This is a genomic window from Arthrobacter sp. YD2 (genome assembly GCF_030410475.1).
Classification (GTDB): domain Bacteria; phylum Actinomycetota; class Actinomycetes; order Actinomycetales; family Micrococcaceae; genus Arthrobacter_B; species Arthrobacter_B zhangbolii.
This window is the reverse complement of sequence record NZ_JAUHHB010000003.1, coordinates 100,161-122,558: the sequence shown is the minus strand read 5'-3', so window position 1 is coordinate 122,558 and position 22,398 is coordinate 100,161. Positions and strand designations below refer to the sequence as shown.

Here is a 22,398-nt window from a genome sequence, read left to right as displayed (position 1 = left end):
AGAAAGATCCACGCCGGCGCCTACCGTCCGTCCACCAGATCGCGGTACCGGTTTTCGTTGCGCTGGGCACTGAGGACGTAGAGCATCCCGCAGCCGATCACCAGCGGGTACACCCCCACACCCAGAAGGATCCACGGTGCAGGAACCCCGAATATGCTCAGGTCCGCAATCACGGGAAGGAAGGCCAGCAGTACCGGGACGCTGAGCAGGATCAGGAGAAACCCGCCGCCGACCACCAGTGCCAGCCGGAGCTGGCTGCGGATCAGGGAGCCGATCACGAGCTCTCCAACCTCGGACTGTTCATCCAGCTCCCGGGACACCGGGAACGGGGCCGCTCCGCCGGAGATGCCGGTGGCTGTCACCCGGACGCGGCGCGGTGCCGGCGCTGCGGGGGTGTCGCCGTTCTTCATGATGTGGGCCGGACCCGTCCGGCCTCCAGGGTGTTGCGGACAGCGGGCAGGTGGCGCCGGCTGACCGGCAGATCAACGTCGCCCAGACGCACGCTGGCCCGGCCGGCGGTCAGCCGCACCTGGCGCAGATGGTTCCTGGCCACCAGATAGGACCGGTGGATGCGCACGAAACCTGCCTCCGCCCACTGCTCTTCCAGGTCCGCCAGCGGCACCCGGATGAGGTAGGAGGCCTCGGCGGTGTGCAGCCGGGCGTAGTCACCCTGCGCCTGAACGTAGCGGATGTCAGCGCGGGGAATGATTTTCGTCGTCGCTCCCTGCACCACGGTGACGACGTCGGCGTCCGCGGCATCGCTCTCGGCACCTAACTCGCAGATCCGGCGCACCGACTCCGAGAGGCGCTCCGGGCGCACCGGTTTGAGCAGATAGTCCAAGGCGGCAAGGTCGAAGGCGCGCAGCGCCTGGTCCTCGTCCGCGGTCACGAACACCACGGCCGGCGGACGTTCCCGGCGCGCCAGGGCCTTGGCGATGTCCAGGCCGGAGAGCGCAGGCATGTGGATGTCCAGGAACACGGCGTCGACGTCGCGTGACTCGATCTCCTGCAGGGCCTGGGCTCCGCTGCCGGCCCGGTGCACGGTACCGATCCGTGCGTCCAGGCCGAGCAGGTAGGCAAGTTCCTCAACGGCGGGCGCTTCGTCGTCGGCCACCACAACGGTCAGGGGGCGGGCAGGTTTACGCATGTGAGACAGATTACGCGTTTGTTGGCCGGTTCTCCGGCTGCGACTTGGGCACCCGCATGGTGATCAGGGTTCCGGCACCCGGCGCGGTGTCGATCACCAGACCGTGCGAGTCCCCGTACACCTGGCGCAGCCGCACGTCCACGTTGCGCAGTCCCACGTGGTCGCCCTCGGCATGTCCGGCCAGGACAGACCGGAGATAACCGGGGTCCATGCCAACACCGTTGTCCTCGATGGTGATCACCGCTTCGGCCCCGGCATCCACGGCGGCAATGGTGATCCGGCCCTGTCCGTCCTTTGCCTCCAGGCCGTGGCGGACGGAATTTTCCACCAGCGGCTGCAGGGATAGGAACGGGATAACGGTCGGCAGCACTTCGGGGGCAATCTGCAGGCTGACCTTCAGCCGTTCCCCGAAACGGGCCCGCTCCAGCAGCAGGTACCGGTCCACCGACTGCAGTTCCTCGGCGATGGTGGTGAAGTTGCCGTGCCGGCGGAAGGAGTAACGGGTGAAGTCGGCAAACTCGACCACCAGCTCCCGGGCACGTGCCGGATCGGTGTTGATGTAGGAAGCAATCGCGTTCAGCGAGTTGTAAATAAAATGCGGACTGATCTGGGCCCGCAGCGCCCGGACCTCGGCCTCCATCAGCTGGGCGCGGGAGGTGTCCAGCTCCGCCAGCTCCACCTGGGTGGCAAGCCATCCGGCCACTTCGTTTGCGGCACGGACCAGCCCGGCCCGCACCGTCGGCGCGAAAACGGCCACGGTGCCCACCGTCTGCCCGTTGACCGGGAGCGGGGCCACCAGCAGTTCCCGTCCGGAGTGCTCCAGCCCCAGCGCCCGGAGCGCAGCGCCGCGGAACACGCGGGTGCGGCCGGACTCCAGGACCAGTGCCGCCGCTGACTGCAGCCTCTCCCGCCGTACGGCCGTGTCCGGCACGGTGCCCTCCCAGGCGAGCACCGTGGAGGCATCGGTGATCACCAGGGTGTCGCAGTCCAGCAGGTCGCGCAGGTGCCGGCTGGCCTTGCGCGCCCCGGCCGGCGTCAGCCCGGCGCGCAGGTGCGCCGACGCCAGGGACGCGGTATGCAGCGTGGCATAGGTGGCCCGTTCGGCGTCGGAACCCAGATCCCGCTGCGAGCGGGTCAGCCGGAAGCCGAGCGCGCCCACCACCGCGATGGTCAGGACCGCAATGGCGCAGACCAGGGCAATATCAACGGCGGGACTGAGCATGGCACCACCCTAGCCTCACACCGGAGCGGGAACCGGCGGGGATGCCGTTCACCGCACGGAACTGACCGTTCACCGATGCTGCGGGGCGTCGGGCGGACACGGCCGCCGGGGTGTAGGAAAGTGATGAGCGTCACAGCTTGCACGGCGTCGTGTCCTGACCTTTTCGAGGTGGGCGCAGCGCGCAGGGCGGGCCCCAACAGAGGAGGAACAATGGCTGAAGAGCAGCCGGTTTCACACGCTGCGCACCCTGACCAGGTGGACTTCCGGGAAGTTCAGAGCTCACCCGAGTTCCAGGAACTACGCAAGCGCCAGCGCAGCTTTATTTTCCCCATGGCCGTGGTTTTCCTGGTCTGGTACTTCGCATACGTCCTGCTGGCCGACTACGCGCATGACTTCATGTCCACTCCGGTGATTGGCAACATCAACATCGGACTGATTCTGGGTCTGCTGCAGTTTGTCAGCACCTTCGGCATCACCATGTGGTACGTCAGTTACGCCAACCGCCGGTTGGACCCCATATCCGCGGAGATCCGCGCCGAACTTGAGGCCAAGGGCGTCAGCCGTCCGGAGGAGAACAAGTGAACACTGTGCAGATAGCTGCAGCCGACATTACGGCCGACTCCATCAAGGACACCGGCCTGCTGAACATGATTATCTTCGGCCTGTTCGTGGCCGTGACCCTGGTAGTGGTGCTGCGGGCCAGCCGCAACAATAAAACCGCCGCTGACTACTACGCCGCCGGCCGCTCGTTCACCGGACCGCAGAACGGCACGGCCATTGCCGGGGACTACCTCTCCGCGGCGTCCTTCCTCGGCATTGTCGGCGCCATTGCCATCAACGGCTATGACGGCTTCCTCTACTCCATCGGCTTCCTCGTCGCCTGGCTGGTAGCCCTGCTGCTGGTCGCTGAAATGCTGCGCAACACCGGCAAGTTCACCATGGCCGATGTGCTCTCCTTCCGCCTCAAGCAGCGTCCGGTCCGCATTGCCGCGGCCATCACCACCCTGGCGGTCTGCTTCTTCTACCTCCTGGCCCAGATGGCCGGTGCCGGCGGACTGGTGTCCCTGCTCATGGGTATCGACGGCAAGGTGGGCCAGTCACTGGTGATCACCGTCGTCGGCGGCCTGATGATCATTTACGTACTGATCGGCGGCATGAAGGGCACCACCTGGGTGCAGATCATCAAGGCCTGCCTGCTGATTGCCGGCGCCGCCATCATGACCGTCTGGGTCCTGGCACTGCACGGCTTCAACCTCTCCGAACTGCTGGGGGCTGCCGTGGAAACCTCCGGCAATGCCGCCATCCTGGATCCGGGACTGCAGTACGGCAAGTCTGAAACCTCCAAGCTCGACTTCGTCTCCCTGGGCCTGGCGCTGGTGCTGGGCACTGCGGCACTGCCACACGTGCTGATGCGCTTCTACACCGTCCCCACGGCCAAGGAAGCCCGCCGGTCCGTGGTCTGGGCCATCTGGCTGATCGGCCTGTTCTACCTCTTCACCCTGGTGCTGGGCTACGGTGCAGCAGCACTTATCGGCGCAGACGCGATCAAGTCGGCTCCCGGCGGGGTGAACTCGGCAGCCCCGCTGCTGGCCTTCGCCCTCGGCGGGCCGGTACTCCTGGGCCTGATCTCCGCCGTCGCCTTCGCCACCATTCTTGCAGTGGTGGCCGGCCTGACCATCACCGCAGCGGCGTCCTTCGCCCATGACATCTACGCCAGCGTGATCCGCAAGGACCAGGTCGACGCCGACGGTGAAGTCAAGGTGGCCCGCACCACGGTGGTGGTGATCGGCATCGTCTCCATCCTCGGCGGCATCGGCGCACAGGGACAGAACGTGGCCTTCCTGGTGGCTCTGGCCTTCGCGGTGGCAGCCAGCGCGAACCTGCCGACCATCATCTATTCGCTGTACTGGCGGAAATTCTCCACCCAGGGCGCGGTCTGGAGCATGTACGGCGGCCTTGGCTCGGCGATCCTGCTCATCGCTTTCTCGCCCGTAGTCTCGGGTGCCGAAACCTCGATGATTGCCGGGGCGGACTTCGCCTGGTTCCCGCTGAACAACCCGGGTCTGGTATCCATCCCGCTGGCCTTCTTCCTGGGCTGGCTGGGCACTGTCCTGGATAAGAACACCGAATCCGCCACCAAGCAGGCGGAAATGGAAGTGCGTTCGCTCACCGGTGTCGGCGCTGAAAAGGCGGTTGACCACTAAGGCAGCTGCCGCAGGCATAAAGGCAGGGCCCGCTTCGGCGGGTCCTGCCTTTTGTGTGCCGCTTAAAAGCGTGCACCGGTAAAACCGGCGAAAGGTGCACGCAAAAAACGGGAATCAGCGTCCCGTATTGGTATTGTGTGTGTCTGTTACCACTGTCTTCATCGCCCCGTTGCCCGAAAGGTTAGCGGAATCCGTGTCAACGGAAATGTTCAGCGGATTTCATCGGGCGGCGGAGCCATTGTCTCTAGAGGGGGAAATCCATATGTCACGCGTGTTGTCCACCGAGCAGGCGAAGTCTGCCATCAACCAGGTGCAGTCCATCATCAACGGCGGGTTCACCGACCAGATTCAGGCGTTGGACGCGCAGGGCAAGATCCTGTCAGACCCGAACGTATGGGACGGCCCGCTGGCCGCCCAGTTCCGCGGTTCAACGTGGCCGGAAACCAAGGCAGCGCTGGATAAGGCCCGCCAGGAGCTCGAAGAGCTGCGTACGCAGCTGCAGAAGATTTCGCAGGACATCTTCTCCGCAGGCGGCGGCGCGTAAGCGAGCCGTTCCCGTCCGCGTTGTAAGGGCCGGATAGCTGTTCCGCTGCCGCGGACGGCTATCCGGCCGGCACGCGCTTTGGACCGGCCGGGCAATCCATTCGCCCCGGCTGTTCGGCCGGTGGTCGCTTCCGGCCGGCTTTGACAGGTTTTCCCTTGACGTTCCGGCGCCGGTGTTTCGTCCCCGCAGGTACGCCCAAGGTTGTTTGATTCTTCTTTTCCAGTTCTTGCAGTGGGGGACCCTGATTTATGTCTGAGTCTAAGTTTGTCGAAGTTCCGTTGTTGCCCGAGGATGCGCAGGGACGGTTTGTCTACTCCGTAGCTGAAGAGATGAAGCAGGCGTTTGAGAACGCGGCGGCACGCCTCGAAGGGCAGGCCGGCTCCCGGGCATCGTTCGTGTCCACCGGTATCGAGGATTTCAAGGGCGCGTTCGCGGACATCTTCCAGGAGAACGCCGCTACTGCAGCCGTTGACGCGGCGAACCTGGCAACTGCCCTTCGCACTGTGGCTAAATATGCCGGGCAGATGATTCCGCTGGCACGCGAAGAAGATGCCAGGCGCAGGGAAAACAATGAATGGGTGTGGCGGCACAACAACCGCAGCTGGCTGGAGGAAGTCGGAGACTGGATCTGGGGCGAGGGGGAGCGGCCCAACCAGGAACGGGGACCGGCCCCGACGTTCGCACCCGCCACCGCGGTCACCGGCAGCCGCAGAACCCCGCCGTCCGGGAACGCCGGAGGTAACGGAGGCGGGACGTCTTCGGCGCGGCCGTCGAACCTGCGCAGTTTCGCGGTGGGTGCCCGGGGACTGGACGCTGAGCTGGTCGGTGCTCCCGGCAGCCTCGAAAGCCACCTGTCCACGTTTGCTGCCCAGTGCAACTGGGGCACTATCGAGGCCTCGGGGGTCCTGAGGGCCTACCGTGCGTACCTGACCGCCAACGAAAACGACGCGCGGTGGGCCATCACGGTGGCGGATGCCTTTGCCGCGGCCGGGGGAGACGGGAACGTTTCCACCCTTTCGGATGCAGCTCTTGCCGCAGCCCTGGCCGCAGCCGGTGTGGACACCAGCCGGAGCGCCCTCTCCATCGACCCGCCGACCGCGGCCGGGGCCATCCCTACCACCGGTTACGCCAATGACCCGGTGAACACGGCCACGGGTAACTTCATTGAGCCGGAAACGGACCTGGCCTTCGCCGGCAGGGCTTCCAGCCTGGCGCTGACCCGGATGTATAACTCACTGCCTTCGGGCCTGGAATCTCCCGGCGTGTTCGGCCCGGGCTGGGCGTCCGTCCTGGACCAGCATCTGGTGCTGTCGGATGAGGGCTGCCGCTGGGTCCTGGCTGACGGCCGTGCCGTGGACTTTCCCCGCGAAGGCGAGGGCTGGGGCCGCGCCGTGGGAGAGAACTTCTGGGTTGCCCGCGAACCGGCAACCACTACGCCCCTGACGGACCTGGCCCTGCCCGAGGGCAGTACCGAACTGCTGGTGGTGCGCGACAACCAGGGCGCCTGGTGGGCCTACAGCCTTACCGGCCTGTGGCTTGGCGCCGGCGCCGGTCCGGGCCGCACCATCTCCGTCCACCACGAGTCTGCAGCCGACGGCGCCAACGACGCCGGTGCCTCCGCCCGGGTGTCCAGGCTTGCCCACGCCTGCGGCCGTTTCCTCGACGTGGACTACAGCGACGGCCGCGCCGCCGTCGTACGGACCTCAGACGGCCGGCGGGTGGAGTACGGCTACGACGACGCCGGCCGTCTCGTCACCGTCACTACGGAAACCGGCACCCGTACGTACCGGTGGAACGAGGCCGGCCTGATTGACGCGGTGTACTCCGCTGCCGGCGTGCTCGAAGCGGAGAACACCTACGACGAGCAGGGCCGGGTGATCCTGCAGCTGACCCAGCATGGCCGCCGCACCCGCTTCGCGTACCTGCCCGGACGGGTCACGGTTGTCTCGGATGAGGACGGCACACGCTCCAACTCCTGGATCGCCGATAGCAAGGGCCGGCTGGTCGGGGTGCTGGACTCCCACGATCAGCGCCAGTCCATGGCCTATGACCGGCACGGCAATCTGGTCTCCCTGACCGAACGCGACGGATCCGTCACCGTCCACGCCTATGACCTGCGCGGCCGCCGCATCCGTACCGTGACGCCCGAGGGTGCGGACCTGACCTACGGGTGGGACGAGCAGGACCGGATCACCACCCTGGTCACCGAATCAGGGTCCGTCGTTACCTATGAATATGCCGATGACCTTTCCCGGGATCCGTCGGTGATCCTCGATCCGCTGGGCGGTCGGACGGAGCTGACCTGGGACCGGGGGCTGCTGACCCGGGTGACCGACCCGGCCGGGGTAACCGTCGAGTTCGACTACGACAACTACGGCGACCTGATTGCCACCCGCAACGCAGTCGGGGACACGGCAAGGGTCCTCCGCGACACAGCCGGGCGCCCGGTCGCAGCCATTACCCCCTCGGGTGCTGCCACCCGCTTCACGTACAACGCTGCCGGGCTGCTCATCCGGCGCGAGGAAGCCGACGGTGCAGTCTGGTCCTTTGAGCATGATGCCGCCGGACGGATCACGGCGTCCATCGCCCCCGACGGGGGCCGGACGGAACTGGAATACGCGGCCAACGGGGAACTGGTCCGCACCATCGACCCCCTGGGCCGGGCCATTGAGCGGGAGTTTGACGAACTGGGCAACGTCACCGCAGCCATTCTGCCCGACGGTGCCCGCTGGGGTTTCACCCATGACACCCTCTCCCGGCTCACCGGGATCACCGATCCGGCCGGGCACGACTGGATCCGGGAGTACGACAGGATCGGCAACCTCACCGCCGTCGTCGACCCCACCGGCGTCCGCTCAGAGGCGAGTACGGACCGGAAAACGGGCACGGCCACCCTCGCCAACGCGTTCTCCACCTCCACGTACAGCTTCGATGAGTACGGGCGACCCGTCCGGGCCGAAGCTCCCGACGGCTCCGCTGAGCTGATCACCTATGACGCGGCCGGGAACCCGGTGGAGCTCGTGGACGGGGAAGGCGGGCTGACCCTGCTGGGACGGGACGTCTCCGGAAAAATCACCTCCATCACCTCGCCGTCCGGGGCCGTGACCCGGTATGAGTACGACATTTGCGGACGGCCCTGGAAGACCGTCGATCCGCTGGGCGCGGTCACCGAACTGGTCTACGACGCCGACCAGCGGGTGGCAGCCCGGATTCTGCCCACCGGTGAAGCCGAAATGTTCGAGTACGACGCCGCCGGCCGCCTGGCATTACGCGTCACGCCCGGAAACGGTGCAGCCCGCTACGGCTACGACAAGGCCGGCCGGCTGAATTTCTCCCAGGACTCCTGGTACGGCACACGCCGGTTCAAATACAACACCGCCGGAGAGCTCATCGAGTCGGTCAACGGCCTGGGCGGACGGACCCGGTTCGAGTACGACCTCCGGGGGCGCCTGGTGCGGATCACCGACCCGCTGGGCGGCGTCACCGAACGTACGTACACGGAGACCGACAGCATCGCCTCGGTCCGCGACCCGCTCGGCCGGGTCACAACGTCAACCTATGATCCGGCCGGCCGGCAGCTTTCCCACACCGACCCGGACGGGAACACCACCAGCTGGTCCTATGACCGTTCCGGACAGCAGGTCACTACCTCCTACAACGGGAAGCAGCTCGCCCGCATCGAACGTGACCGGTTGTCCCGTCGGGTGGTCATCGCGGACTCAACGGCCGGGAACGGGCTCACCGTGGAGCACGAACTTGGTTTCAACCGCCGCGGCCAGCTGACCTCCCGCACCCGCGGCGCCCAGGGGCTCTCCTGGAACTACGACGCCGACGGGCACCGAATGTCCTTCACCGACACCTCCGGTACCACCACCACTTACGTCCGGGACGCCGTCGGCCGCGTGAAGACCGTGCACAACCCCCGTCTGGGGGAGGCAGCGTTCACCTATGATCCGGCAGGCCGGCTGGTTGCCGCCACAGCGGGTGCCCTGGTGCAGGAATGGCAATACCGCAACGGGTACCCTGCCGAACACAGCCGCACCGATCGGACGGATGACGGCGCGCCCGACACCACGCTGATCGGCCGGGACGGGGACGGGCGGATCACCGGCCTGACCCGTGCCGGAGCAGTGACCCGCTACGCCTATGACAACGCCGGCCAGCTGGCAGCTGCCGCCACCACCCGCGGTGAGGGAACGGGGGCCTCCGTCCGTGCGCTGGTCTCGGAATGGCAGTACGACGCCGGCGGCCGCCTGATCCGGGAGATGACTCCTGCCGGTCCGCGGACGTATACCTATGACGTTGCCGGGGAACTGACCTCCGTCACGGAGCCGGACGGGTCAAGGACTGAATATGTCTATGACGGGCTCGGCCGCCGGTCCCGGCTGATCGGTCCGGACGGGTCCTGGACCGAATACTCCTGGAGTCCCACCGGTTTCCTCCAAGCGGCAGTGGAACGGGATCGCGACGGGAACGAAACCTCCCGGCACGAGGTCTGGGTGGACGCGCTGGGTGAGCTGGCTTCCGTGGACGGGTGCCAGGCGTGGTGGGACACCGCGAACCCGGTCCCCACCTTGGCCGGGATCGACGGCGAGCAGGTGCTGAACCTGCCCGGCGGCATCACGGGTATCGGAGAGGCGTGGACCGCGGCGGGCTGGCGGACGGCACGTCCGACGGACCACGCCGATCCGTGGGCGGTGCTCGGAAGTCCGGTGCTCCCCGAAGCGGGTGGAACCGCCGGCGCAGCCGGTGTTGCTCCCGGACTGGCAGGGGTACTCTCCGCAGGGATCCGGCTGACCGGCAACGGCGGCCTGGACATAGCGGGCCTGGAGTGGCTGGGTGCCCGGGCCTATGACCCGGCTACGCGCGGTTTCCTGTCCACGGACCCGCTCGCTCCGGTCCTTGGTGCGGGCTGGGACGGCAACCCGTATTCCTATGCCGGCAACAATCCGCTCAACACCACTGATCCGACGGGCCTGCGTCCGCTCACCGACGAGGATCTGAAGGCCTACGACGCCGCGAACGGCGGTGCGCTGGCAGCGGCCTGGGACTTCGTGAAGGAGAACAAGGACTACCTGATCGGCGGTGCCATGGTGGTTGTCGGCGGCGCCCTGATGCTCAGCGGGGTCGGCGGCCCGGCGGGCCTCGCCCTCGTAGCTGCCGGTGCCGACACCATCATCCAAAAGGCAACTACGGGTTCAGTGAACTGGGGCCAGGTGGCAGTGTCCGGGGCTGTTGGCTGGATAGCGGGTCCCATCGCAGGGAAGGCCAGCCAGGCCGTCGTCTCCGGTCTCGGCCGCGCAGCGGCAACCCAGGCGGGCAAGGCGGCCATCACCAACGGAGCGATTGGCGGAGTCGTCAACACGGGAATGTACTTTGTAACGAATCCCAAGGAAGACTGGTCGTGGCAGGGTGCCGGAGGTGCTCTTGCCGGTGGTGTGGTAACAGGCATGATAAGCCCGCAGGCGGGATATCTCTCCGCTCCGCTGGCGGGCATCGAAGCCAAGCTTGTCCAGTACGCGGTGGCCAGCGGCGGCGCCGTGCTGGGCGGTGGCCTGGAGAAGTACATCACCGGCGATGATTACACGCTTGCGGATATCGGCTTCGACGTTATTGGAGGAAGCGTCCTCAGCCACTTCCCAGGGGCGTCACAGCTGAATCCGGGCGTTCCCGGGTGGGTGGATCATTCCCTGGCCGCCTATGCGGGAGGCCACGCATCGATAATTTCCAGCGGGCTCGAATTTGTGGCCCGTGAGATTGTCCCTTAATAAACCCGCATAGCCGCAGTGTGGGCCCGGTCTGATGTTCCCGGGCCCACACACCGTTTCCGCTATTCTTGAAGGCATGAAATCGTCATGGGCAAAGTCAGGAAGTCGCCGTGGAAACTGAGAAGCAACCGGTGCCCGGACCTGAACGCCCTGCCAGAGAGCTGAGCGAAGAGGATCTGCTGCTGGGGAAGAAAACGGTCAGGGTCATCGAAATCATGTGCCTGGCTGCCATTGCGGTCTGCGCAGGTATTGCGGTTTTTGTTTTTGCGAGCGTCCCGTTGGATACCAAATTGCCGTACAACGGGCAGTTCGGCAGGAACGGAATTCCCATGCCCATCGCGATGCTTGCCGTCTTCCTGGTCCTCACGGGCCTGTGGAGGGCAACGAAGAAGCCGGATGCACACCACCTGAGCAAGGGCGCCCGTGTGAGGGTACCGATCCTCGGAGCTGTGCTCATCCTCGCTTTCGTCGGGGCGCAGTGGGCCATGGCGCATGCAATCCTCGTTGAAGGCGGCGCCCTTCCGGCATAGCCGCCGTCCGGAGGCTAAGGAATGGCACTGAACCAAAAGAATGATGAACCGCCGGGCCATCTGACCCCTCAGGACCTTGTGCTGGGCGCGAAGGCCAGCCGATATCTTGACCTGCTGTGTCTGGCCGCCATAGCGGTCTGCGCGGGCATAGCTGTCTTCGTTGCATTCAGCGTTCCGCTCGGGACACGCATGCCTTACAGCGGGCAGTTCAGCCGGAGCGGTCTTCCCTGGCCCGTCGCTTTGGGGGTGACGCTGCTTGTCCTCTTTGGGCTCTGGCGGTCAGGTAAGAAACCGGACGCGCACCATATGGGAAAGAAGGCGCGTTTCGGCGTGTACACCCTCGGAAGCGCAATGGTGGTCGCCTGCGTTATCGGCCAGTGGATGATGGCCCGGTCGATACTCATTCAAGGCGGCGCCTGGTAAAAACGCAGGCAATGTCCCCGGATGAGCGCCGGGCCAGGGGCTTCCGCGCGATTAGCGCCGGGATCCGGGCTGCAGCAGGGGAGTGGCCCGCAGCGGGATCAGCTCACCCATGGCCAGATTGGTGTCGCAGCGCTGCACGCCGTCCACCGCCAGTATCTGCTTGTTGATCCGGAACAGGTCCTCCGCATCGGCAGCGACCACCCGCAGCAGGATGTCCGCGTCCCCGGTAAGCCCGTGCGCCTCGGTCACTTCAGGAACTTCCGCCAGATCCGCGGTAATCCGGGCCAGCGCCGGCTGATGGACATGCACGTGGACAAACGCCATCAGCGGATATCCCAACGCCGCCGGGTTGATCCGGCGCTCGAACGGCAGGAACGCCCCCTTGCGCTCCAAGCCTGCCAACCGGGCCTGCACAGTGTTGCGGGAGAGGCCCAGCACGGCTGCCAACGCCACCGCTGTGCGCTGGGGATCTTCCGCCAGCGCCAGAAGCAGGCGGCGGTCGGTGGCGTCAAGGAGCATAGTGCGCAACGCTAGCACGCCCCTTTACCGCTTTATAGGGCAGGATGCTCGGTCTTTCGGGAAATGGTTGTGCCACCTGCCGGGTGTGAGTAGGGTCACATTACCCGGGCAATGGAGCCCGGGATCAGTTCGGCCCCGCCAACCCTGGGGCCCAACCCGGAAGGATACGAATCCCAGTGTCCCTGCATACCCCGGTGCGGCACCCGGAAAACTCCGGCAGTTCCCCCACCGACCCCTATATCCAGCTTGTTACACCGGACGGCATCCGCGTCCCCGATCCGATCTATGACCGCTGGGTTGACGATATTGACGGCGCCCGGCTCCGCGAGCTCTACCTCGACATGGCGGTCATCCGGCGCATCGACACCGAAGCCACCGCCCTGCAGCGCCAGGGTGAGCTGGGCCTGTGGCCGCCGCTGCTCGGGCAGGAAGCGTCGCAGATCGGCTCGGGCCGGGCCCTGCGCCCCTCGGACTTTGTGTTCTCCAGCTACCGCGAAAACGGAGTGGCGTACTGCCGCGGCGTGGGCATGGAGGATCTCATGCGCGTCTGGCGCGGCAACGCCGCCGCCGGCTGGGACCCGTATGCAGTGAACATGGCCCCCACCCAGGTGATCATCGGGGCCCAGGCCCTGCACGCCGCGGGGTTTGCCATGGGCATCACCCGTGACGGCACCGACGACGCCGCCATCAGCTACTTCGGTGACGGAGCCACCAGCCAGGGCGACGTCAACGAAGCCATGGTCTTCGCCGCGAGCTACAGCTCGCCGGTCATTTTCTTCTGCACGAACAACCAGTGGGCCATCTCCGAACCGGTGACCCTGCAGGCACAGGTGCCTATTGCCAACCGTGCCCCCGGATTTGGGATTCCCTCCACCCGGGTAGACGGCAATGACGTCCTGGCCGTCATGGCCGCCACCCGGGAGGCGCTGGAACGTGCGCGCTCCGGACACGGCCCGACCTTCATCGAGGCCGTCACCTACCGGATGGGCCCGCACACCACGGCCGATGACCCCACCCGGTACCGGGACGCAGCCGAGCTGGACGACTGGAAGGCCAAGGACCCGCTGACCCGGATCGAGGCGCTGCTGACGCAGATGGGACTGTTCGGCGCTGACTTCACCGCCGACGTCGCCGCAAAAACGGATGCCGCAGCGGCCGAGCTTCGGGCGGCCTGCCTGGGCATGCCTGACCCGGTGCCTGCCGATGTCTTCGCCCACGTCTATTCCGAGCCCAACTCCTGGCTGGACCGCCAGCAGGAGCAATACTCGCGCTACCTCAACGGTTTCGCGCCAGAGGAGAACCGCGCATGACCACCATGACTTTCGGCAAAGCCATCACAGCGGGTCTCCGGCGCGCGATGGAGAAGGACCCCAAGGTCCTGGTGATGGGCGAAGACGTCGGCAAGCTCGGCGGCGTTTTCCGGATTACCGACGGACTGCAGCAGGATTTCGGGCCCCAGCGCGTAGTGGACACCCCGCTGGCCGAATCCGGCATCATGGGTACCGCCGTCGGACTTGCGTTCCGCGGCTACCGTCCCGTGGTGGAGATTCAGTTCGACGGGTTCATCTACCCGGCCTTTGACCAGATTGTGTCCCAGGTAGCAAAAATGCACTACCGCACCAGGGGCGCCGTCTCACTGCCGCTGACCATCCGGGTGCCCTTCGGCGGCGGCATCGGTTCCCCGGAGCACCACTCGGAATCCCCGGAGGCGTACTTCACCCACACTTCCGGGCTGCGTGTGATCAGTGTGTCCAACCCGCAGGATGCCTACACGATGATCCAGCAGGCCATCGCCTCCAATGACCCGGTGCTCTATTTCGAGCCGAAGCGCCGCTACCACGTCAAGGGAGAAGTGGACCTGGAAGCGGAACCGGAGCTGCCCATGGGCTCGGCCCGGGTACTGACCGCCGGTACCGACGTCACCCTGGTGGCCTACGGACCGCTGGTACCCACCGCGCGCGATGCGGCCGTGGCTGCCTCCGACGAGGGTGTGTCAGTGGAGGTCATCGACCTGCGCTCGCTGGCGCCCATCGACTTCGACACAGTGGAGGCCTCCGTACGGAAGACCGGCCGCCTGGTGATCACCCATGAAGCCGCGCAGTCCGGCGGCCTGGGTGCAGAGATTGCCGCCAGTATTACCGAGCGCTGCTTCAACTACCTCGAGCATGCGCCCGTGCGGGTCACCGGCTTCGACATCCCGTATCCGCCGGCCCGGCTCGAATCCCACCATCTGCCGGATCTGGACCGGATCCTGGACGGGGTGGACTGTGTGCTGGACCGGCCCAGCTCCCTCTCCGCCCCCATCCTCAGCGCTGTGCCGGCGGTGGGCTGATGCTGCGCGAATTCCGCCTCCCGGATCTGGGGGAGGGGCTCACCGAGTCCGAAATCGTGAACTGGTATGTCGCGGTGGGAGACAGCGTCCAGCTGAACCAGGTGATCGCCGACGTGGAGACAGCCAAGGCAGTGGTCGAGCTGCCCTCGCCCTACGCGGGTGTGGTGGCACGGCTGCACGAACAGCCCGGGACCGTGGTGGAGGTGGGCTCGCCGATTGTCTCCTTCGAAGTGCCCACCGGAGACACTCCCGGGGATACGGACCCTGCGCCGGCAGGTGAAGCCCCCGCCAAGCGGGAGCCGAACCTGGTGGGCTACGGCGCCCTGCCCGACGCGGCCGGACGCCCGGCCCGGCGCCGGCGGTCGGTTCCGGTAGCGGCGGCATCCGTGGCGCCGGCTGACCCCGTGGCGCCGGCGGCAGTTGATACGCCGAAGGACGAACCGGCTCCCGCGCCGGTGTCCTTCCCGGCCGCGGCACCCGCCGGGCCGGAGAACCCCGTGCAGGAACGTCCCCGCTCCACCCCGCCGGTCCGCAAGCTGGCCCGGGATCTCTCCGTGGACCTCACCCTGGTGCGCGGAACGGGGCCCGGCGGGCTGGTGGTGCGGGCCGACGTCGTGCGCGCCGCCTCACCGGCAGCCACACCCGACGCCGCTCCCGCCGCCGGAGTGGAGACGGTACCGGCGCCCGTGCAGGCCGTGGAGCCGGGCCGGGAGGAACGGATACCGGTCTCAGGTATCCGCAAGCACACCGCCGCGGCCATGGTGGCCAGTGCCTTCACGGCCCCGCACGCAACGGTTTTCCTGACCGTGGATGTCACTCCCAGCATGGAACTGCTGGCCCGGCTCCGTAAGCAACCTGTCTTCGACGGGGTCAAGCTGTCCCCGCTGACCCTTGCAGCCAAGGCTGTCTGCCTGGGATTGAAGCGTTTCCCGGCGCTGAACTCGCGGTGGGATGAGCCGGCCCGGGAGATCATCCGCTACAACTACGTCAACCTGGGTATTGCTGCTGCCACACCGCGGGGGCTGATGGTTCCCAACATCAAGGACGCGCACGCGCTTAGCCTGCACGGGCTCGCCTCAGCGGTGATGGAACTGGCGCAAACGGCACGGGAGGGGAGAACAACGCCTGCCGCGCTGAGCGGCGGAACCATCTCGATCTCCAACGTGGGGGTGTTCGGAGTGGATGCCGGAACCCCGATCCTGAATCCAGGCGAAGCCGCGATTTTGGCACTCGGGGCTGTCCGGCGGCAGCCGTGGGAGTACAACGGAGACATCGCGCTGCGGCAGGTCATGACGCTGAGCCTCTCCTTCGACCACCGGCTGGTGGACGGGGAACAGGGTGCAGGGTTCCTCAGTGAAGTGGGCGCGGTGCTGGCCGAACCGGCGCTGGCACTGGCCATGATGTAACCCGCCGGCACGGCAAAGACGAAGGGCCCGTTCCTGTGCGGAACGGGCCCTTTCGTTTTGCGGGCGCCTGCCCGGGAACTTCGGAACTAGCTCAGTTCGAGCTCGAGTTCGCGGACCACGGTGCCGCGGGCATTCGCGAAACCGCGGGTCTCACCGATAACCGTGAAGCCGTACTTTTCCAGAATGCGGATGGAGCTGACATTGTCCGCCACGGCGCGGGCACGGACCGGGCGCTCGGTGAACTCCTCAAGGAACAGGCCGACGGCGGCCGTGGTGATGCCCTGGCCCCACCGCGCCTTGTCGATCCAATAGCTGATCTCGGGAACGTCACCGTCCCGGTAGGCCAGGATGCTGCCCACTACCTCGCCGTCGGACACGATGGTCCGTACAGTGATGCTCTCGTCATTGAGGATGCTCTGCCAGTGGTGGTCAAAGACCCCGCGGTCCGCCGGGTTCTTGGCGGTGAAAGCCGCCATATGGTTGGCGCTGGGGTCCAGCTGGTGGGAGAAAAACTCCTCCAGGTCGGCGGGAACTACGGCACGAAGCTCGATCACAGCAGGTCTTTCTGCTCGGGGGATTTGTTGTCAGCCTACAAGGAGATGTGCCCGGGGAGGGCGCAAGGAAAACTACTTGGCGTTCAGGGCCGCCCACGCCATCTTATCGAGGAGCGAGCGCAGCTTCGCCGTCTCGCGGGCACCGGTGCGCCCGTGGACGGTGTGGGAGGTGGAATTGATCAGTCCGAACACGCCCTGCGCACGGTGGCGCAGCAACGGCAGGTCCGAACCGGGGTGCAGGGCTGAGAGTGCGTCCACCCACACTTCCACGTACTGGCGCTGCAGGGAACGCACCGTCCGTTCATCATCTTCAGGCAGGCTGCCAAGATCCCGGTCCTGGACCCGGATGACATCCGCCTGGCGGAGTGCAAAGTCCACCTGGAACTCCACCAGCCCGCGGAGGGCGATCTCCGGCGTCGCTGATTCGGCGACCACCGCCTTGCCGCCTTCGAGCAGGTCCCGGCTGACCCCCACCAGCAGGGCGGACAGCACGGCGGGTTTGCCGCTGAAGTGCCGGTACACCGCGGGGCCGCTGACACCGGCTGCGGCGCCCAGCTCCTCAATGGATACGCCGTTGTAGCCGCGCTCCGCAAAGAGGGAAGCAGCCGCATCAAGCATGGCGGCCCGTCGTGAGGCCTTGGCCAGGCTGCGCCCCGTCACGCGGGGCACCTCCTTTTCTGCGTCATTCTTCGCTGCGTCCATTCCCACCCTTCCGATTGGAGCGCACATTTCTTTCCATTCTGGTGGACAGACCAGTTAATAACCAATAACCTAACTTGGGTTAGGGGTTATTAACTTAGGCTTGAGGTCCGGTTGACCCTCGCAACTCGGCAGAAAGACGTCAATGGAGACACTGAAATCCGGGCTCGACACGGCAGGCAGCGGGTTCGCCAAAAACGCCGCTGCACAGCAGGAACTGGCGGCGGAACTGCGCTCGCGGCTGGCAGCGGCAGCGCTGGGCGGACCCGAGCGTTCCAGGGAACGGCATACCGGCCGCGGCAAGCTGCTGCCCCGGGACCGCGTGACCCGGCTGCTGGACCCCGGCAGCCCCTTCCTGGAAATCGCTCCGCTGGCCGCCGAAGACATGTACGACGGCGAGTGCCCCGGTGCCGGGCTGATCGCCGGTATCGGCCGGGTCTCCGGCCGGCAGGTGATGGTGCTCTCCAATGACGCCACGGTCAAGGGCGGCACCTATTACCCGATGACCGTCAAAAAACACCTCCGCGCACAGGAAATTGCGCTGGAGAACCGGCTTCCCTGCATCTATCTGGTGGACTCCGGCGGGGCATTCCTGCCCCGGCAGGACGAGGTTTTCCCGGACCGGGAACATTTCGGCAGGATTTTCTTCAATCAGGCACAGATGTCCGCGCGGAAAATTCCGCAGATTGCGGCTGTGCTGGGGTCCTGCACGGCAGGCGGCGCCTACGTTCCGGCCATGAGCGACGAAACCGTTATTGTGCGCAACCAGGGCACGATCTTCCTGGGCGGGCCTCCGCTGGTCAAGGCAGCCATCGGTGAGATTGTGACGGCAGAGGAGCTGGGTGGCGGCGAGGTGCATTCGCGCACCAGCGGCGTCACCGACCACCTGGCCGAAAACGATGCCCATGCCCTGGAGATCGTCCGCAGCATTGTGGAAACCTTCCCGCAGCAGCAGCCCGCGGAGGATCTTATTGAGACGCGGCCGCCGGCCGAAGATCCGGCCGGGATCTACGGGGCGGTCCCCACCGACCTGCAGACCCCCTACGACGTCCGTGAGCTGATTGCCCGCCTGGTGGACGCCAGCGAGTTCCACGAATTCAAAAAGGAATACGGCACCACACTGGTCACCGGATTCGCCCGGCTGCACGGCCACCGGATCGGCATTGTGGCTAACAACGGCGTGCTGTTCAGTGAATCAGCGCTCAAAGGTGCCCATTTCATCGAGCTCTGCGACCAGCGCGGCATTCCCCTGGTGTTCCTGCAGAATATTTCCGGCTTTATGGTCGGGCGGGATTACGAGGCAGGCGGCATCGCAAAAAACGGCGCCAAAATGGTCACCGCCGTGGCCACGGCCCGGGTGCCGAAGCTGACAGTGGTGGTGGGGGGCTCCTTCGGGGCCGGCAACTATTCCATGTGCGGGCGGGCCTACTCGCCGCGCTTTATGTGGATGTGGCCCGCTGCCCGCATATCCGTAATGGGCGGGGCACAGGCTTCCTCGGTCCTCGCCACGGTCAAACGCGACCAGCTCGAGGCCCGGGGTGAGGACTGGCCCGTGGAGGAAGAGGAAGCCTTCAAGGCCCCCATCCGGGACACCTACGAAACACAGGGGAGCCCGTATTACTCCACTGCGCGTCTTTGGGACGACGGCATTATCGATCCGCTCGACACCCGCACCGTCCTAGGCCTGGCACTTGATGTCTGCGCCAACGCCCCGCTGCCGGAGACCTCCTTCGGCCTGTTCCGGATGTGAGCCCCATGAGACCTCTAGAGAATCCGCTCTTTGACACCGTACTGGTAGCCAACCGGGGCGAAATAGCCTGCCGCGTGATCCGCACCCTCCGGCAACTGGGCATCCGCTCCGTTGCGGTCTACAGCGACGACGACGCCGGTGCCCGCCACGTCCGAGAGGCAGACACAGCGGTCCGGCTGGGCCCGGCGCCCGCACGGCAAAGCTACCTGTCCGTGGACGCCGTGCTGGCCGCCTGCCGCAGCACCGGGGCGCAGGCCGTGCACCCCGGCTACGGGTTCCTCAGTGAAAACGCCGACTTTGCCCGGGCATTGGAGGACGCCGGGATCACCTTCATCGGCCCGGGAGTCCACTCCCTGGACCTGATGGGGGACAAGATCCGGGCCAAGAACCACGTCCAGGCGCACGGGGTTCCGGTGGTCCCCGGCATCGCCGAGCCGGGCCTGGATGACGCCCGGCTGCTGGCAGCCGCAGCCGACGTCGGATATCCGATTCTGATCAAACCCTCCGCAGGTGGTGGCGGCAAGGGCATGCAGGCGGTCGAGCATCCGGAAGACCTGCCGGCGGCCCTGCAGACCGCCCGCCGGGTGGCCGCCTCCGCCTTCGGCGACGACACCCTGTTCCTGGAGCGCCTCGTCTCCTCGCCCCGGCACATCGAAGTGCAGGTCCTTGCGGATACGCACGGCAACGTTATCCACCTGGGCGAGCGGGAATGCTCACTGCAGCGCCGGCACCAGAAGGTCATCGAGGAAGCTCCCTCGGTGCTGCTGGATGACGCCACCCGGGAACGCATCGGCCAGGCTGCCTGCGACGCGGCCCGTTCCGTGGACTACACCGGAGCCGGGACCGTGGAATTCCTGGTCTCGGACGCGTCTCCGGACGAGTTCTTTTTTATGGAAATGAACACCCGGCTGCAGGTGGAACACCCGGTAACGGAAATGGTCACAGGGGTGGACCTGGTCGCGGAGCAGGTCAGGATTGCCGCCGGGCGCCCACTGTCACTGAAGCAGGAGGACGTGGTCCTCACCGGGCACGCCGTGGAGGCCCGCATCTACGCAGAGGATCCGGCCCGGGACTTCCTGCCGACGTCGGGCTCCGTGCAGTGGCTCAGCGAACCCTCCGGCGAGGGCATCCGGGTGGATTCCTCCCTGCTGCCCGGACTGGCCGTGTCCTCCAGCTATGACCCGATGCTGGCGAAGGTCATCGCCTGGGGACCGGACCGTGCCGCCGCGCTTGCGCGCCTGGACTCGGCCCTGGCCGGCACCGCCGTCCTGGGCATCGGCACCAATGTGGAGTACCTGCAGCTGTTGCTGGCGGACCCTGACGTGCGGGCCGGACGGCTGGACACCACGCTGATCCAGCGCCGCCTGCCCGGGCTCCGCTTCCGTACGGCGCAGGACCCGGAACTGGCGGCGGCCGCACTGCTGCACCTGCACTCCCTGGTCGGCTCTGCCTCACCGTGGCAGCGGGCCGACGGATGGCGGGTGGGTGGAGCGGTCGAACTTCCACTGACCTTCGCCGCACCGTCTCCGGAGGGCACGGACGTGGAGGTCGGCGTCACCGGAACTGCGGCACAGGCCCGCCTCCGGATCGCCGGCGGCCCGGTACGCAGCGCCGCGCTGCTGGACGCGCCGGGGACACCGACCGCCCGTCCCCTCGCACCGGGCAGCCGGGTGCAGCTGAGCCTGGACGGTGTGCTGCACACCTTCACGGTCGCGGCTGAACCTGACTCCGGGGCGCTCTGGCTTGCCGGCGACGCAGACACCGGACCGTTCACGGTCCGCCTGCGGGTTCGCTCGCGCCGCGAACAACTGGACCGCCAGCTCGCGGAGGCAGGACGGGAAGCCGGGACAGCGGACCCGGTGGTGCGCTCGCCGATGCCCGGCACCGTGGTGGCCGTCGCCGTGGCAGACGGCACCCGGGTGAGCGCCGGGGACCCGCTGCTGAGCGTGGAGGCCATGAAGATGGAACACCAGCTGCGCGCTCCGGTGGACGGGGTTGTCAGCATCAGCCTCGCTCCGGGGGACCTGGTCAAGGCGGACCAGGTCCTGGCCACCCTCACACCCGAGCCGGTTCCCGCCGGCGACGAACCCAGTACAGGTCCTGCCACGGCCGTAACCCCCGAAGGAGCAGACAATGCCCGACTTTGAACTCAGCGAGGAATACCAGGACCTTTCCGACACGGTGCGTGATTTCGCCGATGAGGTCATAGCTCCCGTCTCCGCCCAGCACGACGCCGAGCACAGCTTCCCCTACAAGGTGGTGGCACAGATGGGCGAGATGGGCCTGTTCGGGCTTCCCTTCCCGGAGGAGTACGGCGGCATGGACGGCGACTACTTCGCTCTGGCGCTCGCGCTGGAGCAGATTGCCCGGGTGGACCAGTCGGTTGCCATCACCCTGGAAGCCGGAGTGTCGCTCGGCGCGATGCCCATCTACCGCTTCGGCAACGAGGAGCAGAAGCAGCAGTGGCTGCCCCTGCTGGCCAGCGGAGAGGCCCTCGCCGGCTTCGGACTGACCGAACGTGAAGCCGGGTCCGACGCAGGGGGAACCAAAACCACCGCCCGGCTGGAGAACGGTGAATGGGTAATCAACGGCAGCAAGGAGTTCATTACCAACTCCGGCACCGACATCACCCGGCTGGTCACCGTCACCGCCGTCACGGATACGGTGACGGAAGCGGACGGTACCTTCCGGAAAAAGATCTCCACCATCCTGGTGCCCACCGACACCCCCGGCTTCACCGCTGAAAAGCCGTACAACAAGGTGGGCTGGAATGCCTCGGACACCCACCCGCTGACCCTCACCGACGTCCGGGTCCCCGAAGCGAACCTGCTCGGAGCTCCGGGCCGCGGATTCGCCAATTTCCTGCAGATCCTCGATGAGGGCCGCATTGCCATTGCCGCGCTGGCCACCGGCGCCGCCCAGGGCTGCGTTGAGGAATCCCTGAAATACGCCAAGGAACGCTCCGCTTTCGGGGCGCCCATCGGCACCTATCAGTCCATCTCCTTCAAGATCGCCCGGATGCAGTCCCGTGCCCACACTGCCCGGCTGGCCTACTATGACGCCGCCGCCCGGATGCTGGCCGGCAAGCCGTTCAAGACCCAGGCCGCCATGGCGAAGATGATCGCCGGCGAAGCGGCCATGGACAATGCCCGCGATGCCACCCAGATTTTCGGCGGCTACGGCTTTATGAATGACTTCCCGGTGGCCCGGCATTACCGGGATTCGAAGATCCTGGAAATCGGCGAAGGAACTACTGAGGTGCAGCTGATGCTGATTGCCCGCAGTATGGGCCTGTGAGGA

18 protein-coding genes are annotated in these 22,398 nt (G+C 66.5%); 12 read left to right on the top strand and 6 right to left on the bottom strand.

The features are described from left to right. Positions 1–20 precede the first annotated feature (20 nt). The 3 genes from QWJ37_RS11635 to QWJ37_RS11625 are packed head-to-tail and all read right to left on the bottom strand — an operon-like array spanning position 21 to position 2,369. A complete protein-coding gene (locus QWJ37_RS11635) occupies positions 21–410 on the bottom strand; it encodes a hypothetical protein (protein ID WP_290245357.1) in 390 nt (129 codons plus the stop codon). Beyond that, the gene (locus QWJ37_RS11630; RefSeq protein ID WP_227904375.1) at positions 407–1,147 is read right to left on the bottom strand and encodes a LytTR family DNA-binding domain-containing protein; all 741 of its coding nucleotides are present in this window, start codon (positions 1,145–1,147) and stop codon (positions 407–409) included. The genes QWJ37_RS11635 and QWJ37_RS11630 overlap by 4 nt, the downstream gene beginning before the upstream one ends. Positions 1,148–1,157: 10 nt before the next feature. Continuing rightward, complete coding sequence (locus tag QWJ37_RS11625) at positions 1,158–2,369, bottom strand: histidine kinase (RefSeq protein ID WP_227904376.1); 1,212 nt, start codon at positions 2,367–2,369, stop codon at positions 1,158–1,160. A gap of 210 nt (positions 2,370–2,579) precedes the next feature. Here QWJ37_RS11625 and QWJ37_RS11620 point away from each other — a divergent pair, with 210 nt between their 5' ends. The 6 genes from QWJ37_RS11620 to QWJ37_RS11595 all read left to right on the top strand — a co-directional run bounded on the left by QWJ37_RS11620 (position 2,580) and on the right by QWJ37_RS11595 (position 11,838). Next, complete coding sequence (locus tag QWJ37_RS11620) at positions 2,580–2,951, top strand: DUF485 domain-containing protein (protein ID WP_227904377.1); 372 nt, start codon at positions 2,580–2,582, stop codon at positions 2,949–2,951. Next, on the top strand, positions 2,948–4,573 hold the full coding sequence (locus QWJ37_RS11615; RefSeq protein ID WP_227904378.1) for a cation acetate symporter: 1,626 nt from the start codon (positions 2,948–2,950) through the stop codon (positions 4,571–4,573). Before QWJ37_RS11620 ends, QWJ37_RS11615 begins: the two co-directional genes overlap by 4 nt. 262 nt (positions 4,574–4,835) lie before the next feature. After that, a complete protein-coding gene (locus QWJ37_RS11610; RefSeq protein WP_146363391.1) occupies positions 4,836–5,117 on the top strand; it encodes a pyrophosphorylase in 282 nt (93 codons plus the stop codon). A gap of 248 nt (positions 5,118–5,365) precedes the next feature. After that, complete coding sequence (locus tag QWJ37_RS11605) at positions 5,366–10,885, top strand: DUF6531 domain-containing protein (protein ID WP_290245356.1); 5,520 nt, start codon at positions 5,366–5,368, stop codon at positions 10,883–10,885. Positions 10,886–10,995: 110 nt separating this feature from the next. Then, positions 10,996–11,415 (top strand): hypothetical protein, encoded by a 420-nt coding sequence (locus QWJ37_RS11600; RefSeq protein ID WP_290245355.1) that lies wholly within the window; start codon positions 10,996–10,998, stop codon positions 11,413–11,415. Positions 11,416–11,436: 21 nt separating this feature from the next. Further along, the gene (locus QWJ37_RS11595) at positions 11,437–11,838 is read left to right on the top strand and encodes a hypothetical protein (protein WP_227904381.1); all 402 of its coding nucleotides are present in this window, start codon (positions 11,437–11,439) and stop codon (positions 11,836–11,838) included. A gap of 51 nt (positions 11,839–11,889) precedes the next feature. Here QWJ37_RS11595 and QWJ37_RS11590 read toward each other — a convergent pair whose 3' ends face one another. Then, positions 11,890–12,357 carry an Lrp/AsnC family transcriptional regulator gene (locus tag QWJ37_RS11590; RefSeq protein WP_227904382.1) on the bottom strand — a complete coding sequence of 156 codons (468 nt, stop codon included), beginning with the start codon at positions 12,355–12,357 and terminating at the stop codon, positions 11,890–11,892. Between the two features lie 182 nt (positions 12,358–12,539). On the opposite strand from QWJ37_RS11590, the gene pdhA reads away from it, so the two are divergent. Genes pdhA through QWJ37_RS11575 form a run of 3 tightly spaced genes read left to right on the top strand, consistent with a single transcriptional unit; the run spans position 12,540 to position 16,095 of the window. Further along, positions 12,540–13,667, top strand: a complete 1,128-nt coding sequence (gene pdhA, locus QWJ37_RS11585) for a pyruvate dehydrogenase (acetyl-transferring) E1 component subunit alpha (RefSeq protein WP_290245736.1) — start codon at positions 12,540–12,542, stop codon at positions 13,665–13,667. Further along, entirely contained in the window at positions 13,664–14,689 is a 1,026-nt protein-coding gene (locus QWJ37_RS11580; protein WP_290245353.1) for an alpha-ketoacid dehydrogenase subunit beta, read from the top strand. The genes pdhA and QWJ37_RS11580 overlap by 4 nt, the downstream gene beginning before the upstream one ends. Beyond that, a complete protein-coding gene (locus QWJ37_RS11575; RefSeq protein ID WP_290245352.1) occupies positions 14,689–16,095 on the top strand; it encodes a dihydrolipoamide acetyltransferase family protein in 1,407 nt (468 codons plus the stop codon). Before QWJ37_RS11580 ends, QWJ37_RS11575 begins: the two co-directional genes overlap by 1 nt. 86 nt (positions 16,096–16,181) lie before the next feature. On the opposite strand, the gene QWJ37_RS11570 is transcribed toward QWJ37_RS11575, so the two are convergent. Both QWJ37_RS11570 and QWJ37_RS11565 read right to left on the bottom strand, forming a co-directional pair. Continuing rightward, positions 16,182–16,649, bottom strand: coding sequence for a GNAT family N-acetyltransferase (locus QWJ37_RS11570; protein ID WP_227904385.1), 468 nt, complete (start codon positions 16,647–16,649; stop codon positions 16,182–16,184). 72 nt (positions 16,650–16,721) lie between these two features. Further along, complete coding sequence (locus QWJ37_RS11565; RefSeq protein WP_231709982.1) at positions 16,722–17,351, bottom strand: TetR/AcrR family transcriptional regulator; 630 nt, start codon at positions 17,349–17,351, stop codon at positions 16,722–16,724. A 142-nt stretch (positions 17,352–17,493) separates the two neighbouring features. On the opposite strand from QWJ37_RS11565, the gene QWJ37_RS11560 reads away from it, so the two are divergent. Genes QWJ37_RS11560 through QWJ37_RS11550 form a run of 3 tightly spaced genes read left to right on the top strand, consistent with a single transcriptional unit; the run spans position 17,494 to position 22,395 of the window. After that, a complete protein-coding gene (locus tag QWJ37_RS11560; protein WP_290245351.1) occupies positions 17,494–19,098 on the top strand; it encodes a carboxyl transferase domain-containing protein in 1,605 nt (534 codons plus the stop codon). A gap of 5 nt (positions 19,099–19,103) precedes the next feature. Further along, positions 19,104–21,245 carry an acetyl-CoA carboxylase biotin carboxylase subunit gene (locus QWJ37_RS11555; RefSeq protein ID WP_290245350.1) on the top strand — a complete coding sequence of 714 codons (2,142 nt, stop codon included), beginning with the start codon at positions 19,104–19,106 and terminating at the stop codon, positions 21,243–21,245. Further along, entirely contained in the window at positions 21,232–22,395 is a 1,164-nt protein-coding gene (locus tag QWJ37_RS11550; protein WP_227904388.1) for an acyl-CoA dehydrogenase family protein, read from the top strand. The genes QWJ37_RS11555 and QWJ37_RS11550 overlap by 14 nt, the downstream gene beginning before the upstream one ends. Positions 22,396–22,398: the final 3 nt, after the last annotated feature.